Here is a 13,746-nt window from a genome sequence, read left to right as displayed (position 1 = left end):
TCCATTAAGCCAAAGAACATCTCGTTCTTTGGCTTCTATTCTAATCTGCTTTCAACTAGCAGACTATTTTTGGATTTAAGGAGAATTCGTATGGCAACAACAACGACCGCTCCAGCCGCAAAACAGCTAACATTGTTAGGCTTTTTTGCGATAACAGCCTCTATGGTAATGGCCGTCTATGAATACCCGACGTTTGCGACATCGGGCTTTAGTCTTGTCTTTTTCTTATTATTAGGTGGATTGCTGTGGTTTATTCCTGTTGCATTATGTGCGGCTGAGATGGCAACAGTTGAAGGTTGGGAAGAAGGTGGTGTTTTTGCTTGGGTTTCAAATACCCTCGGTGAACGTTGGGGATTTGCGGCAATTTCCTTTGGCTACCTGCAAATTGCCATAGGCTTCATTCCAATGCTGTATTTTGTATTAGGAGCGCTGTCATACATTCTTAACTGGCCTGAACTCAACACCGATCCTGTAACCAAAACAATAGGTGCATTAGTTATTTTATGGGTGCTGGCTTTCACTCAATTTGGTGGGACAAAATATACTGCCACTATTGCAAAAATTGGTTTTTTCGCCGGTATTTTACTCCCCGCACTCATCTTAGTGTGTTTAGCGATTAGCTATTTAGCCAGTGGGGCTCCTTTAGCAATTGAAATAAGCACATCAACCTTTTTCCCTGATTTTACTAAAATCGGTACACTGGTTGTTTTTGTGGCCTTTATCTTAAGTTATATGGGGGTAGAGGCATCAGCAACTCACGTCAATGAAATGAAAAACCCTGGCAGGGACTATCCAGCAGCGATGTTCTTACTGATGATTGCTGCCATTTGTTTAAGCTCGATAGGTGGCTTATCAGTTGCCTCCGTGATCCCAAACAGTGAAATCAACCTGTCCGCCGGTGTTGTTCAAACATTTAACGTACTCGTCACCCATCTTAATCCAACGTTAGAATGGGCCGCTAGGATCATCGCTGCTTTATTAGTACTCGGGGTATTAGCAGAAATTGCCTCTTGGATCGTTGGCCCATCAAGAGGGATGTATGTGGCAGCACAAAAAGGGATACTGCCGAAAAGCTTTACCAAAGTGAATAAAAATGGTGTACCTGTCACATTGGTTATTTCTCAATTAATTATTACAACCATCGCTATCATCGTGCTAACCAATACGGGTGGTGGCGGTAATATGTCTTTCTTAATTGCCTTGGCTTTGACAGTTGTTATCTATTTATGTAGCTATTTTATGCTATTTCTGGGTTATATCCATTTAGTGCGTAAGCAACCCGAGAAAAAACGTGCGTTCAATATTCCGGGAGGAAACGGCTTTAAAGTCCTCGTCGCATTGGCTGGATTAACGATTTCCATCTTAGCGTTTATCGTTTCTTTCTTCCCACCAAGTTCGCTACCGGGTGGAGCAAGTGATGATACTTATGTTTCATTACTCGTTGTCTGTTTTGTGATTATTTTCTTGCTGCCGTTTATTATCTATGCATTTCATAATAAGAAAGGCAAAACCATACCCGTTTCAATGGTTCATATCAAAACTCACAATGCCCCTAAAGATCACTTCTTTATTCACCCTCGGGCGCGTTCTACCTATCATTTAATTCATGATGATAAGCCAAAAGATGACCCGAAATAATGTATTAAGATAAACAATAATGGCTGCCTATTGGCAGCCATTATTCATTGGAGAGCAATACGTTTTAATTAAAAAAACTAGCCTGTATTACGCATTCCCGCAGCAACACCAGCAATGGTGATCATCAGAGCTTGTTCCACGCGAGGGTCTGGGTGTTCTTGCTGACGAGAACGGTGCAACAGTTCAGCCTGCAACACGTTCAGTGGGTCGGTATAAACGTTACGTAACGCGATGGATTCTGCAATCCACGGTAAATCCGCCATCAGCGCTTCATCCTTCGACACCGCCAACACACTCTTAATATCCTCAGATAATTGGTCACGTAATTTTTGACCTAGCGGCCATAAGCGCTCTTCAACTAAGCGGTAGTCATAATATTCCGCCAGCCATAAGTCTGCTTTTGCATACACCATTTCCAGCATCGCAATACGCGTATTAAAGAAAGGCCATTGCTGCCACATTTCATCAAGAACCGATTGTTTACCTTCTTGTTCAATTACATGCTTCAATGCTGCTCCTGCGCCTAGCCATGCAGGTAACATTAAGCGATTTTGTGTCCATGCAAAAATCCACGGAATAGCACGTAAAGTTTCAACGCCCCCCGTCGGGCGTCGTTTAGCGGGCCGTGACCCTAATGGTAATTTACCCAATTCCAATTCCGGTGTTGCGGCACGGAAATAGGGAACAAAATCCGGTTGCTCACGTACATAATCACGGTACATAGCACAAGAAACATCCGATAACGAATCCATCACCGATTTCCACTCGTTTTTAGGCTCAGGCGGTGGCAATAGGTTCGCTTCTAATATTGCGCTTGCGTATAACGCCAAGCTGCTGATGGTCACTTGCGGTAAACCGAATTTGAAGCGGATCATTTCCCCTTGCTCAGTAACACGCAAGCCACCTTTTAGACTTCCTGGAGGCTGAGACAGTAATGCCGAATGCGCAGGCGCACCACCGCGGCCAATTGTGCCACCGCGTCCGTGGAATAGCGTCAATGTAACGCCTTCTTTCTCACACAGCTTAATCAATGCATCTTGTGCGCGGTATTGAGCCCATGATGCGGCCATCACGCCGGCATCTTTTGCTGAATCCGAATAGCCAATCATGACCATTTGACGATCATCGATTAAGTCACGATACCATTCGATACTCAGTAATTTTTGCATCACGCTTTCAGCATTATTTAAGTCATCAAGTGTTTCAAATAATGGCGCAACAGGAAGACGCACCGAAGCCCCATTTTCTTTTAGCAGCAATTTAACCGCTAACACATCTGAAGGCACTTTTGCCATTGAGATGACATAGGCTGCGATAGAGTCATTTTTGGCTTTTGCAATCACTCGGCAAGTTTCAAAAACCTCTTGAGTTTCCGCACTTGGCTGCCAATCTTGTGGAATAAGTGGACGTAAAGACTGAAGCTCCGCTAATAAAAACTGTTGTTTTTCTTCCTCTGACCACTCGGCATAGTCACCTAATCCCAGATACTGTGTTAGCTCAGCGATCGCTTCAGTATGACGAGTACTTTCTTGGCGTACATCAATACGAACCAGCTGTAAACCAAAGCTACGGATGCGACGCAAAGTATCCAGTAACTGACCATTAGCAATAATTTTCATATTGCAGGCGATCAATGACTGGTAGCACGCGTATAGCGGGTCCCATAATTGTGCGTTGTCTGTTAATAAATCGGCAGGCGGCAATACTTGCTCACCTTTAACACGACGCTCTAAATAGTCTAATGTTGAAAATAACTGACTACGCAAATTCTTAGCAATTTGGCGATATGGCTCATCAACCTCATCCCCTCCCGCGAGTGCACGCAATTCAGGTGTCGCTTCGGTCATCGACAACTCAGAAACCAGCACTTGGATATCTTTGAGGAATAAATCTGCCGCTTTCCAACGACTTAGTAATAATACTTGGCGAGTCACATCCGCAGTCACGTTCGGGTTACCATCACGGTCTCCTCCCATCCATGAGGTAAAGCGGATTGGGTTAGCTTCAACAGGTAGCACTGCACCAATAGAGTCTTCCAACTGTTCATTAAATTCACGTAAAAATGCAGGAACACCTTCCCACAGTGAATTTTCCACGACAGCGAAGCCCCATTTTGCCTCATCAATAGGCGTCGGGCGACTTTTCCGAATTTCATCGGTATGCCATGACTGAGCGACTAACTGGCGTAAGCGCCGCATGATGTTATTACGCTCATAGTCAGCAATATCATCGTGATCAAGTTGGGATAAACAGGTATTTACTTCGACCAATTTATGGATCAAAGTACGACGAGCGATTTCCGTTGGGTGAGCCGTTAAAACCAATTCAATCGAAAGCTGTTCTACCGCTTTTTGGATGTCCGCATCGGTAAAATTTTTATCTTTTAAACGAGCAAATAGATTTTTCAGTGCCACTGGGTTGCTTGCAGCTTCACCATGAGGAGAAATACTGTGGTATTGCTCAGCAACATTAGTCAGGTTTAAAAATTGGTTAAATGCCCTTGCAACGGGGAGCAACTCATCATTAGAGAGGTTTTGTAATGTCATCAGCAGTTTTTGGCGCTGAACTTCATTACCCGCACGGGAGGATTTAGAAAGCTTACGAATGGACTCAACTTTATCGAGTATATCCTCTCCGAGAGCTTCTTTGATGGTATCGCCGAGTAACTTACCCAGCATACTGACATTACTGCGCATTGCGGAATATTGCTGATTCATGAGACTCCTGACCTTGTGCTTCTGGCAGAATGCATCCCCGCACCATCACGGTTAACAGACTGCGACCTGTTTCCTGTAACAAAATTTCAGTCGGCTGCGTTAGAGTTGTCGTTTTGTGATGCAGGCCGCTAAATTTACCCTTCAATGTATATTCATATCAGAAAAAAATGACTTTGGGGGATTTTTCTGAAATTTAATTACAGACCTATTTTTATTAATTTTTCTTATTTAAGTATTGTTTCAGCGCAATATATCGTCGATTCAGCACTTTAAAGACATGAATAATGCTTAATAATTAAATCATCAGAATAAAAAGGTAGAAAACAAAGAAGCCAAATAATAATTTTCATCGTGTATTGGTACCAAATTTACATTAATAGCACCAATACACCGATAAAATGATTTTATTACAGTAGTTGAGAAAGGCGGTTTAGATCCGATTGAATAGCGCCTGCGGTGACATCTCTTCCAGCCCCCGGGCCACGGATCACTAATGGGTTATCACGATACCAACGACTTTCGATGGCAAATACATTATCCCCCGGTAATAGTGAAGCCAATGGATGCTCTGGTTTTACCGCTTCAACCCCCACTTTAGCTTTACCTTTTACCGCATCAAAACGCGCAACATAACGCAATACTAGACCCATTTCTTGAGCCGCTTCTAAACGTTGCTGCATCTGTTCATTAATAACCGCACTATTTTCAAAAAACTCGTCGAGTGAACCTGTTTGTGCCTGTTTCGGCACCAACGACTCAACACGGACATCATCAGGCTCAATGTCATAACCCGCTTCACGCGCTAAAATGATCAATTTACGCATCACATCCTGACCAGAAAGGTCAATTCGTGGATCAGGCTCTGTCAGACCTTGCTGCCATGCTTGCTCAACGAGCTCACTAAATGGGATAGAACCATCAAATTGTAAGAACAACCATGATAAGGTGCCAGAAAAAATACCGCTGATCGTCAGTATTACGTCCCCACTTTCTTTTAAGTCACGCACCGTATAGTTAATTGGTAACCCTGCTCCTACCGTTGCATTATATAACCAGTGGCGGCCTGTTTTTGAAAATGCATCTCGGATTTGGCGATATTGTGGGGTTGGTGCCGCCCCCGCCACCTTATTGGCACTGATAACATGAAAACCATAACTCGCAAAATCGACATAGTTATCTGCCAATGTTTCACTTGCCGTAACATCTAGAACCACTAGATCATCATATGGATGAGAGCGCATCCATAAGAATAGGCTATCGTCCTCATGCTCCACCGCTTCATCGTCAAAAAATGCTAATGCACGGCTTGGATCAATCCCTTGATAATTAAGTAAACTACGTCGACTATCCACCACGCCTGCAAGCACAAAATCGAAGTCACTACGTGCGGAAATATTCGGTTGCTCAGCAGCGAAGAGTTCTAACCAACGAGCCCCTATGTTACCTTTGCCGAATAACACTAACCCGATGCGTTTTTCCGCACGGAATAGACTTTGATGCATCCTTTGAATCAAATGCTCTGTTTGGTTTGAACGCAATACGGCAACTAAGCTAATTGCATCTTCCGAATGCCAGATGAACTCAACCGGCTGGCCTTTTAATTCTTCATAAAACCGATGACTATGTAATGGTTTTTTACCAACACCTGCGCCAACCAAGGCCACAAGAGAAAAACCTTCACGTAACGATAATGACCCCGGTAAAGCGGCTTCTTCAAGGACATTTAACGCACTTTCGACAATTTCTGAGGTATAGCAAAGTTGCAGTAAAGCGCGGTCATGATGAATACCAAGGGCTAATGGCCGCAGTTGAACGCGTTTTAGCAACAAATCTACATCTTTACAGATTTGTTTGAAATCTCGCCCTGTCGCAATGCGTAGTTCGATAACACAAACATCATCATGGCTGGTGACAATTTTTGCACCCGCACCTGATGCTAATACGCGTTCAATCTTCGTTGAGCCCTGCTCAGGTTGGTAACTACATCTGAGCTGTAAATCAATATTACTCACCGAAACAGGCTGTAAAGTACGGGTGTGTAACACGGGAGCCGCTAAACGCGCGAGCTCACTCGCTTCATCTAGACGTAATAGTGGTAATAAACAGGCATCTTTCACTTTACGTGGGTCAGCGCTATATACCCCTGCGACATCACTCCAGATTGTCACTTTTTCAACATCGGCGAGAGCACCAACTTGGGTCGCTGAATAATCACTGCCATTACGCCCAAGCAGCACGGTTTCCCCGAGTTGATTGCGCGAAATAAACCCCGTGACAACAATACGGCGGTTTGGTAGTTGTGTGAGATGTTGCTGCAATAAATACCGAGACTGAGTTTCATCCACTTGCGGTTGTGCTGCTCTTTCAGCACGTAAAAACAGGCGCGCATCTAACCAAGCACTTGCCATATCTGCTTGCGCAAGGACTTCAGCCATAAGGCGTGCAGACCAAATTTCTCCATGACCGACCACTTCTGCATAAGTTGCATCGCTTGTCGGTCTATCAAGTAATGCGCTCAAACGTTCCAAATCTTGAACAAACAACTGGCTTAACGCTTCTGCCTTTTTTTCAGGTAGTAAGGACTCGATTAAATCAAGTTGATAGCGCCGTAAAGATTGCTGAGCTTGATGAGCCGATATACGATCGCTTTGGCTCAATTTTAGCCAGTTTATCAATTGGTTAGTTGTACTACCCGCAGCAGAAACCACCATTAAATCACCGGGTTGACTATAGTTTGCCATAATAGCCGCAACTCGTTGATAACACTTTGCGTCTGCTAAACTACTTCCCCCAAACTTATGTAACTGACGGTGACAAGGTGCCACCTCAACCGCTGTTAGTACACTCATCAAAAAACTCCGCTAACGTTGTGCTGCAACCTTAAATGCTTGGTCTAAATCGTGAATTAAATCCTGAGGATCTTCAATTCCCACTGAAATTCGCAGTAAGCTATCAGTAATGCCCGCTTGAGCTCGTGCTTGTGCAGACATCCCCGCATGTGTCATTGTTGCGGTATGGGATATCAATGTTTCAACGCCACCTAATGATTCTGCTAATGTGAACAAACTGAGCGCACGAAGAAAAGTACGCAACTGCAACTCATCACCCAAAAATTCAAAACTCAACATTGCCCCAAACCCTTTTTGCTGTTTGAGTGCAATTTCATGTCCCGGATGATCTTCCAATGCAGGATAATACAATTTTTTTACTAACGGCTGTGATTTAAGATACTTTACGATTTCTTGTGTATTTTGCTGCTGTTGTAAAATACGCGGAGATAAAGTCCGAATACCTCTTAGCAATAAGTAACTATCAAATGCTCCACCTGTGACACCGATGTTATTTGCCCACCACGCTAGCTCTATTGCCCATTTTTCATCTTTAGCAATGACAACGCCGGCTACAATATCTGAATGACCATTAAGGTATTTTGTACATGAATGCACAACAAAATCAGCACCTAATGAAAGCGGTTGCTGTAGAATTGGGCTTAAAAACGTATTGTCGACCACCACTAATGCCCCAGCTTCATGCGCTAAATGAGCAATATGTTGTATATCAAAAATTCTTAATAGTGGATTACTGGGGGTTTCAATTAAAACCAACTTAGGCTTTTTAGCCAGTGCCGCTTGTAATGCAGACTCATCACTTTGGTCCACAAACTCAACTTGATAAGCCCCGCGTTGGCTTTGGCTATTAAATAACCGATAGCTTCCTCCATAACAATCATGAGGTGCCACTAGCAGGTCTCCGGGCTGCAAAAAGACCGTACAAATTAAATGGAGCGCAGACATACCACTGTTCGTCATAACTGCGCCACTCCCCCCTTCAAGCTGAGCTAATGTTTTTTGGACAATATCCCGCCCAGGATTACCGCGTCGAGAATAATCGTGTGCCCGAGGTTCGTTAAAATCCGTAAAATTATAGGTGCTAGACAAATAAATGGGAGGCACAACGCAGCCAAATTGTTGGTCTTCGTTTAATCCATTATGAATTGCGATAGTTGACGGTTTGTAAGCCATAAACGCTTCTCCTAATTTATAATAGCCCAAATCATACCCACCGGATGTTTAGACGTCAACATATCTAGACGTCTAAACTTCTTTACGTTTATATCAAGTAATGGAATAATCAGCCTTAATAATTATGTGTAAATTGATATTCAATAACATAAATAGAGCTAGCTAGTTAATTTCACAGAAAAAAATGTGGTAAACTGAGCAAAGTTTCTTCTAACTTATATGCAGATGTTCGCTAATTGAGGCTTAGATTAAGTTTCTCTTAAAAACAATATGCATATTATTTTTTATTATTACTGAAAATATCCAAGGTATCCCATGGCTGAATGGAATGGTGAATATGTCAGTCCGTATGCTGAACATGGCAAAAAAAGTGAGCAAGTAAAGAAAATTACAGTATCTATCCCATTGAAGGTACTTAAAATTTTAACTGATGAACGTACTCGTCGTCAGATTAATAATTTGCGTCACGCCACAAACAGTGAATTACTGTGTGAAGCATTTTTGCATGCATTCACTGGGCAACCACTGCCAAATGATGAAGATCTGCGTAAAGAGCGTAATGATGAAATACCTGAAGCCGCAAAAGAAATCATGCGCGAATTAGGTATTAACCCAGAAACTTGGGAGTATTAATTTTCATTTTCTACGCCCGCATTTTTCTAGTTTTAACTACGTCGCACCCCTTGTGACGTAGTGCCTTCCTCTATGCTGCGTTTAGATTCCTCTGAATTGTCTAGAATTCAGAATCTCCCTCAGGCGTTATGCTATTCGAAATTCTACACTGCATCCTATTAACCACCATAACAACAACGAATAATTAAAATCATGAAGGATAGTGTAATGAATACATACAATCAGGCTCTAGTTGGACTAATCGGCTCCGCGTTACTCATTACTGCTGGGTGTGCAAACCATGCCACTACAAGTCCCCAAACGTATCGAGCAACCGATGATATACAACCATCAGCTGAAAAATTAGGCACTGAATGGGGAGAAGATGTTAATTCAGCGGTAACAACGGTAAGTGCCTCTCGTTTAACTAATACGCCTTTTGATACAGCGACTATATATTACCGTGGTGAAGCAGTACCAAAGCACATTCAAACCATGAATTATATCGCCGTATCACCTGTGGAAATCAAAGTCACTGATCAACATGGTCGCAACATGTCAATCTATCGTAATAACCAAGGGCGATATGTTTTACCCGCAAAAGAGGGGCAGCGTTACCAGTTAACTATTGCCAATACAGATAGAAATAGAAGCTATGAAGTGGTCACAACCGTTGATGGTATTGACGTGCTAAATGGCCGCGCAGGCTCATATCAAAATAGTGGTTATTTAGTCCGCCCAAACAGCGAAGTGACCATTGAAGGATTTCGTAAAAGCCAAAACCAAGTCGCCGCTTTCCGTTTTGCCACCCCTGAAGATTCGTATGTAAACCAAAATATTCAAGGCGATGAACGAAATATTGGCGTTATTGGTTTTGCCATTTTTGAAGTCCATGAAGAATTACCTGACTGTGAAGCCAACCCTTTCCCAGCAGATACGCAATATGCCCCAGCTCCGTGCAAAAAACGCTAAATATCATTAGAACAACGCACTCTGTATAAAGGGTGCGTCCTTAACCAATCACCTACCTATTCACGTAGTTCCAAACACTAAAAAACTCAACCTTTCAAGATTAATCACCTTAATTATCTAGTGTTATTGATAAATTTCAATAATTGTGCTTTTAACCATAAAATTTCAAACTATTTTAAGTAAATTAACCTATAATAAATACTTAAGCTAAATAAACTAACTAAATGGTGTTCTCAATGAAAAAAATAATTGCAGTGTCTCTTTTAAGCCTTGTGTCTAGCATGGCTATGGCGTCGAATAGTGGTTTTTATGTCTCTGGCAAGCTGGGCACCTCAATCCTCAAACTGTCTGACCAGAAGTGGCAAGGTATTGATGACCTTGGTGAATATGAACACTCCAGCGGTGGTAGCAAAACCAAAGGCGTATTTGGTGGGGGAATTGCTCTCGGTTATGACTTATATGATATGACTTCATTACCTTTGCGTACCGAACTGGATATTACCCTTCGAGGCAAAGCGTCTTCTAAATATAATTTAAGTAGAGCAGCAGGTAATGATGGCAACGGTAGCTGGTTTTCGGCTAATGAAGACGTTAAGAACGATATTACACTCAATACCTTTATGATCAACACCTACTATGACTTCAAAAATGAAACTAATTTCACGCCTTATGTCTCTGTGGGTTTAGGGCTAGCAAGTATCAAGCATAAAACGCAATACAGTTTCTCAGAAGTAAATTCAGATGGCAGCGAGTATGATGCACACTCAAAATCTAAAACCAACAGTAACTTTGCATGGAGTTTAGGACTGGGTTCGCAGTACGCTATTAATGACAACCTGTCATTAGATTTAAGCTATCGTTTCTTAGATGCAGGAAAATCCGAGGTCAGCTATCACGCTGACGGTGACAATATGAAATCGAAAGTAAAAGTACGTAGCAATGATATTATGTTTGGTGTGGTTTACCGTTTCTAACGGCTAATTTTACCGACAAAAAAGGGAAAACATGTTTTCCCTTTTTTTCTGCATTTCACAAGTTCGATTATTTTTTAGAACCTGGGATGCTGAAACGTTGGTTAAAGCGATCAACACGACCACCAGTCGCAACATCACGCTGTTTACCAGTATAGAACGGGTGGCAGTTACCACAAACGTCCAGGTTCAGCGAGTGACCAGCAGTTGAATTAATTTTCATCACATTACCGCAAGAACAAGTTGCCGTAATTTCTTCGTATTTAGGGTGAATACCTTTTTTCATGGGAGAACCTCTATTAAGGCCGTGTCGCCATTCCAGCCCTAACGCCGGACACCACACGTCGTGTTGATTGAATTTAATATATTGGCAAAAATAACTACCAAAGGCGGCGGATCATACAGAAATTCTATTAACCACGCAATGAAAACCGCGTAAATTTTGTGATACTCTAGTAAAATTCTATTGTTATCATCGCATAAAAAACAGACGGAAATCCAGCTATGATCGTCGTTCAGGTGGCTTTACCTGTTCCTTTAAATCGCACATTTGACTATCTACTCCCCAATAACATGCCACTGCCCGCCATTGGCTGTCGTGTCATGGTGCCATTTGGTAAACGCCAAGCACTAGGCGTTGTAGTAAAACACAGTGATAAAAGTGAATTTACAGAGGATAAACTCAAAGCGCTTGATTTGGTGCTCGACAACCAAACCTTATTCCCTGACGATGTCTGGCAACTACTATTATGGTCTTCCCAATACTACCATTACCCTATTGGTGAGGTGCTTTTTCACGCCTTACCGACCCTACTGCGTCAAGGTAAACCAGCAGAATTTACCCCAATTTGGCAATGGCAAGTTACCGAAGAAGGCCTTGCGACTGATCTCAATGCGCTCAAACGTTCCCCAAAACAGCAGCAAGCTCTGGCGCTTTTGCGTCGTAGGCCAGTTTATCGCCATCAAGTGAGTGAGCTCGAAATCAGCGAAAGCGCCCTGCAAGCACTGAAAAAGAAAGCCTATATTGATTTACACCCCGTACAACCCGCTAGCGAAAGGTGGCAACCTAATTTTACTGTTTGTGGCGAAAGGTTACGCCTTAACAGCGAGCAAGCGACCGCGGTCGGGGCTATCCGAGCACAAGATGACGAATTTTCACCTTGGTTACTTGCAGGGATCACGGGCTCTGGTAAGACAGAGGTCTACTTAAGTGTCTTGGAAAATGTGCTTTCACAAGGTAAACAGGCATTAGTTTTGGTGCCCGAAATTGGTCTTACCCCGCAAACAATTAGCCGTTTTCGTGAACGCTTCAATGCACCAGTGGATGTTTTACACTCAGGGCTGAATGACAGTGAACGCTTGGCAGTATGGTTACGAGCGAAACAAGGGCAAAACGCCATTATTATCGGCACGCGTTCCGCACTGTTTACGCCCTTTTCCCGCTTAGGAATTATCATTATCGATGAAGAACACGACAATTCCTATAAACAGCAAGATGGCTGGCGCTACCATGCGCGAGATCTCGCCGTTTTTCGCGCAAAAAAGAACAATATACCGATTGTAATGGGTACCGCGACCCCTTCATTGGAAACCTTATTCAATGTTCAACAACATAAATACCGCCAATTAAACCTAACTATTCGTGCAGGTAATGCACGCCCTGCCGCACAGCATTTAATTGATTTAAAAGGCCAACCACTGAAATATGGTCTCTCCCATTTGTTGATCCAACATATTAAGGAGCATTTGGCGAAAAATAACCAAGTCATTTTATTTTTAAATCGCCGGGGGTATTCTCCCGCCCTGATTTGCCATGAATGTGGCTGGATAGCCGAATGCCAACGGTGTGACCACTATTACACCTTGCACCAAAATTTTCACCAGTTGCGTTGTCACCACTGTGATAGCCAGCGACCAATTCCTCGCCAATGCCCGCAGTGTGGTTCAACCCATTTAGTCCCCGTAGGCATGGGAACTGAGCAACTTGAAGAAGGGATTGCCACACTTTTTCCTGACACCCCTGTGACTCGAATTGACCGTGATACAACCAGCCGTAAAGGGGAACTAGAACAGCATTTAAGTCAAGTCCATGAAGGTGGTGCGCGAATACTCATCGGCACACAGATGCTAGCCAAAGGTCACCATTTTCCCGACGTCACCCTTGTGGCATTATTGGATGTGGATGGCGCACTATTTTCCAGTGATTTTCGTGCCGCAGAGCGGTTTGCCCAGTTATATGTGCAAGTCTCTGGGCGTGCGGGGAGAGCAGGCAAACAAGGCGAAGTATTCCTACAAACCCATCACCCTGAACATCCCTTACTACTCACACTACTTGAAAATGGCTATAACGCCTTTACACAAGAAGCGATGGAAGAGCGCCGTGTTGCCATGTTGCCACCATACACTAGCCATGTATTGATCCGTTCTGAGGATCATAATAACCACGATTCTCGTCAATTTTTACAAAATGTACGCCAATACATTACCGAGCACCCGCAAAGTGATGCTAAGTTATGGATTTTAGGGCCATCACCATCCGTTCAGGCCAAGCGCGGCGGGCGGTTCCGTTGGCAATTACTATTACAGCATCCTTCCCGGCTCTATTTACAACAATTTATGGCAAAATTGCTACCAGAAATACAGCAAAAACCAGACAGTCGTAAAGTTAAGTGGAATATTGATGTCGACCCAACAGATAGCTAACTTATTAATAAGAGTGAAAATATATGAGCTAATCTCTCATAATGTCTTCCATCAGTAATTTCATTATGTTGCATATATCTTGTTGATCTTATAAGTCATCTTTTTTCCATA

At 43.0% G+C, this 13,746-nt stretch carries 9 protein-coding genes; 5 read left to right on the top strand and 4 right to left on the bottom strand.

Annotated elements, in window-relative coordinates; all coding sequences use genetic code 11:
* Window positions 1–90 precede the first annotated feature (90 nt).
* Window positions 91–1,638: a glutamate:gamma-aminobutyrate antiporter gene (gene gadC, locus ACLPIE_RS18580; RefSeq protein ID WP_430263196.1), complete on the top strand. Its 1,548-nt coding sequence runs from the start codon at window positions 91–93 to the stop codon at window positions 1,636–1,638.
* A 77-nt stretch (window positions 1,639–1,715) separates the two neighbouring features.
* Here gadC and ppc read toward each other — a convergent pair whose 3' ends face one another.
* The 3 genes from ppc to metB all read right to left on the bottom strand — a co-directional run bounded on the left by ppc (window position 1,716) and on the right by metB (window position 8,377).
* Window positions 1,716–4,355: a phosphoenolpyruvate carboxylase gene (ppc, locus tag ACLPIE_RS18575; protein WP_430263195.1), complete on the bottom strand. Its 2,640-nt coding sequence runs from the start codon at window positions 4,353–4,355 to the stop codon at window positions 1,716–1,718.
* A 407-nt stretch (window positions 4,356–4,762) separates the two neighbouring features.
* The gene (locus ACLPIE_RS18570; RefSeq protein ID WP_430263193.1) at window positions 4,763–7,204 is read right to left on the bottom strand and encodes a bifunctional aspartate kinase/homoserine dehydrogenase II; all 2,442 of its coding nucleotides are present in this window, start codon (window positions 7,202–7,204) and stop codon (window positions 4,763–4,765) included.
* A 12-nt stretch (window positions 7,205–7,216) separates the two neighbouring features.
* Entirely contained in the window at window positions 7,217–8,377 is a 1,161-nt protein-coding gene (metB, locus tag ACLPIE_RS18565; protein ID WP_430263192.1) for a cystathionine gamma-synthase, read from the bottom strand.
* A gap of 315 nt (window positions 8,378–8,692) precedes the next feature.
* Between metB and metJ the strand changes: the two genes are divergently transcribed.
* The 3 genes from metJ to ACLPIE_RS18550 all read left to right on the top strand — a co-directional run bounded on the left by metJ (window position 8,693) and on the right by ACLPIE_RS18550 (window position 10,935).
* The gene (gene metJ / locus ACLPIE_RS18560; RefSeq protein ID WP_369309164.1) at window positions 8,693–9,010 is read left to right on the top strand and encodes a met regulon transcriptional regulator MetJ; all 318 of its coding nucleotides are present in this window, start codon (window positions 8,693–8,695) and stop codon (window positions 9,008–9,010) included.
* Window positions 9,011–9,217: 207 nt separating this feature from the next.
* Entirely contained in the window at window positions 9,218–9,961 is a 744-nt protein-coding gene (locus ACLPIE_RS18555; protein ID WP_430263190.1) for a hypothetical protein, read from the top strand.
* Between the two features lie 236 nt (window positions 9,962–10,197).
* Window positions 10,198–10,935 (top strand): outer membrane protein, encoded by a 738-nt coding sequence (locus ACLPIE_RS18550; protein WP_430263188.1) that lies wholly within the window; start codon window positions 10,198–10,200, stop codon window positions 10,933–10,935.
* A 67-nt stretch (window positions 10,936–11,002) separates the two neighbouring features.
* Here ACLPIE_RS18550 and rpmE read toward each other — a convergent pair whose 3' ends face one another.
* Window positions 11,003–11,218, bottom strand: coding sequence for a 50S ribosomal protein L31 (gene rpmE / locus ACLPIE_RS18545; RefSeq protein ID WP_430263186.1), 216 nt, complete (start codon window positions 11,216–11,218; stop codon window positions 11,003–11,005).
* A gap of 218 nt (window positions 11,219–11,436) precedes the next feature.
* Between rpmE and priA the strand changes: the two genes are divergently transcribed.
* Entirely contained in the window at window positions 11,437–13,635 is a 2,199-nt protein-coding gene (priA, locus tag ACLPIE_RS18540) for a primosomal protein N' (protein WP_430263185.1), read from the top strand.
* Window positions 13,636–13,746 lie beyond the last annotated feature (111 nt).

The organism is Providencia sp. Me31A, assembly GCF_050487165.1.
Taxonomy (GTDB): Bacteria; Pseudomonadota; Gammaproteobacteria; order Enterobacterales; family Enterobacteriaceae; genus Providencia.
Note: the sequence above shows the minus strand (reverse complement) of the source record. Positions and strands in the feature narration are given on the sequence as shown.